General features: G+C 60.0%; 4 protein-coding genes. 1 reads left to right on the top strand and 3 read right to left on the bottom strand.

Going from position 1 to position 2,683, the window contains the following annotated elements:
* Positions 1–754: 754 nt before the first annotated feature.
* Both H3V53_RS42740 and H3V53_RS42735 read right to left on the bottom strand, forming a co-directional pair.
* Positions 755–1,072 (bottom strand): hypothetical protein, encoded by a 318-nt coding sequence (locus tag H3V53_RS42740; protein WP_336602977.1) that lies wholly within the window; start codon positions 1,070–1,072, stop codon positions 755–757.
* A 62-nt stretch (positions 1,073–1,134) separates the two neighbouring features.
* The gene (locus tag H3V53_RS42735; RefSeq protein ID WP_336602976.1) at positions 1,135–1,644 is read right to left on the bottom strand and encodes a DUF1269 domain-containing protein; all 510 of its coding nucleotides are present in this window, start codon (positions 1,642–1,644) and stop codon (positions 1,135–1,137) included.
* A gap of 290 nt (positions 1,645–1,934) precedes the next feature.
* Between H3V53_RS42735 and H3V53_RS42730 the strand changes: the two genes are divergently transcribed.
* A complete protein-coding gene (locus tag H3V53_RS42730; RefSeq protein ID WP_063787612.1) occupies positions 1,935–2,201 on the top strand; it encodes a hypothetical protein in 267 nt (88 codons plus the stop codon).
* On the opposite strand, the gene H3V53_RS42725 is transcribed toward H3V53_RS42730, so the two are convergent.
* Positions 2,176–2,683, bottom strand: a 508-nt coding sequence (locus H3V53_RS42725; RefSeq protein ID WP_336602975.1) for a hypothetical protein, incomplete at its 5' end; no start/stop codon positions are given. The two genes, H3V53_RS42730 and H3V53_RS42725, sit on opposite strands and share 26 nt — an antisense overlap.

The following is a 2,683-nucleotide window of genomic DNA, read 5'->3' as shown; positions in this document are numbered from 1 at the left end:
GAAGCAGTCAAGGTCACGCTTGGCCCCGGTGGCCGCAATGTGATCGTCGAGCGCGTGCCCGGTGCCCCGCTCGTCGCTAATTCGGGCGTGGTCGTGGCTCGTCCATCTCCCGTCGTGAGATTGAGCACGATCCCGTGTTGCTGGGGAGGCATTTTCGCTGGCTCATGCTCGGGCTCGGCGTCCCGCAAGAGCATCCCGGGGCAGCCGGACAATGAGGCACGGCGACGAACTCCTCGGGACGCGAGCCCGCCCAGCCAGCGACGGCTGCGCGGCAACGTCTATCAGCGCTCCGTTCCATTCCTGGACCGCATCGCCCAAATGCATCGGTTGCTTGACGATGCAACCCTGCAAGATCGATCAGATCTGTCTCCGGCCGCGCAACGAACGCGTCGGCTTCGCGAGCAGCCTGGGCAACCAGTACCCGCTCACAAGTGACCGACTCTGTTCCGCTTGCCGTTTTCCGATGGCCTTGCACGGGCCGAATGGCAGGAATTGCCGGCGCGATTTTTGAAATTGCGTAAAACAGCAGGGTCCGCGTCCCGGGAGAAGCTGCATGAGGACGCGCCTTTGCAGCCGACGGCTTTGCGGATCTGCATGGATGGGGTTCCGCGACAGCGGCTGCGGGCGTCGAACAGACTCTCGACGCGGGAGGTGGTATCAGGAAGCAGTAGCACAGCCGTTCCACCGTAATCTGTCCAGCACCTGCGAAACGTTTGCCTTCGGTGACGCATACCGAACACGTATTGGATTCCCGTCAATGCTTCAGCCTGTCGAGATTGGCGACCGCGCACAACCTCTTTTCCGCTGCGTCGAACGCGCGGCGAACGGCTTCCTCAGCATTCACGTTCGCGCAGTGGCCGATGGGCCATAAGTCGTGCTCAGGCGTGACAAGGTCGAGGCGAACATCGTACGTCAGGCTTCCACCCTGCGAGCGCACCGCTTCAATGGCCAGATGACAGTTCGGGATAAGTGCGCTATAGCGATCCAGCCGCACAAGTTGAGACGCCGCCTCGGCCTCGAGTTGCGACGTCCCGCAGAAGCCAAGATAGACGATTTGCATACCGACGCCCATGTCCGCCTCCTGAGCTTGCGAGCGTTTCCCGCCACTAGTCCGCACTGGCACCCCGATGCGACTTATCGAATAACCGCAACGGCGTGATCCGTCGATCCGTAGAGCAGGCACGGATGATGTTCCTGGACGATGCGCTCTGCCAGTTCAAGGTGATTCTCGCGAGTCTCGACAATCAGCAGAACACACCCGCTTCGTATCGCGTCGATAAACTGTCTGTAGCGCTCACTTGCCTCATCGATACCAAGCGTTGTTGCCAGCCACTCTCCAAACCCGACGCCTGCGAGCGTCAGCGCGAGCACAGCACCGCCCGCGACCGTCAGCCCGATCGGCGAAAGCATCATCGCAGCAAGTCCCGCGATCGTTCCGACCACTGCGCCTGCTGCGACCCCTCGCGCGACGATCTCCCTGATTTCAGAGCTTTCGACAAGCGATGCCTCGGGCAATTCGTCTAGTGCAATATTATGGTTTGCAACGAGATGGATATGTCGGCGCTCGATTCCACCGCGCACCATTTCGTCGACGACCGCCCGCGTGATGTCGGCATTGGGAAGCAGAAAATACACTCGGCGCATGTGAAACGCTCCATACCGGATTGCGCATGTACTCAGGATACGAACGTCGCTGTGTACGGCGTTGATCTGTCTCAACGCGTATTGAATTCGCGCTTTGCTCAGTGCGGACCCCATGCTTCGCACACTAGGAAAATTCCGACGGCGGCGCGAGATATCCTAGTCCATCTTCATCGCGCGCTTATAGCCAATCCCGTGCTGGCGAACAATACTGCAATCAAGGATGTGGTACTCGCATCCGCATGGAATCGAATGTCGGCGCGCACTGCGCCTGCTCTAATGGGAGAGCAATCATGACATCCTTCGTTGTCGCACAAGAGCATGGTGAAACCCGTTACGAGTGCGTCCCCAATGTCGGTTCGGAACGGACGGCGACGTTGAAGGCGTCCGTCCTTTCTGATGACGCCATCCTCTCCATCGCCCGGCGCGCCGGCATGCTCGTGATGCTTGACGGGCGGATTGGACGTGAAACGTATCAGAGCGTGACGGGCTCGCTGTCGTCTCTCCATCGTTTCGTAGCAGATCTTCACGACCTCATGTGCGACGGGCTAGCACAGTGAACTTCCCCATGCCGGGAGACAGTTCGGCTCGCGTTTCCGCACCCCGGCATGCCGATTGCGCGCGTCGATTGCGTTCCTCGCCGCTGGTCGCCGTCAATGTGTCCTTTTCGCGCTGCAACGCCGCTCTGATCGCCACTGCGCGCATTCGTTCATCGAATTGCGTGACGTAGCCGACAAAGCTCGCCCTTGCATCTCGTCGAAAAACGTCCGCCGCATCAACAGAGACATGCAGTGAGCGATTGGCCGCAACTGCCGACGCTAGCGGGCTCGAAAGGAGCACGCCACGCAAACAGGCCGACCTCGATTCGAATGAGGGCGCCTCGCCACGCTTGCCGACGTCGTTGCGCATCTTCACGCCGCGAGCAAGGACAGGTAGCAATGTTTGAACGAATGCGCGGTGACGAAAGCCTTGCGTTTCCAGCTGCACTGGCATCACGCATGCAAAGGCGTCTGTATGCTCCCAAATGCCTCGCGATTTTGCT

The sequence above is a fragment of the Paraburkholderia bengalensis genome (assembly GCF_037126505.1).
In the GTDB taxonomy this organism is placed as follows: Bacteria; Pseudomonadota; Gammaproteobacteria; order Burkholderiales; family Burkholderiaceae; genus Paraburkholderia; species Paraburkholderia bengalensis.
Note: the sequence above shows the minus strand (reverse complement) of the source record. Positions and strands in the feature narration are given on the sequence as shown.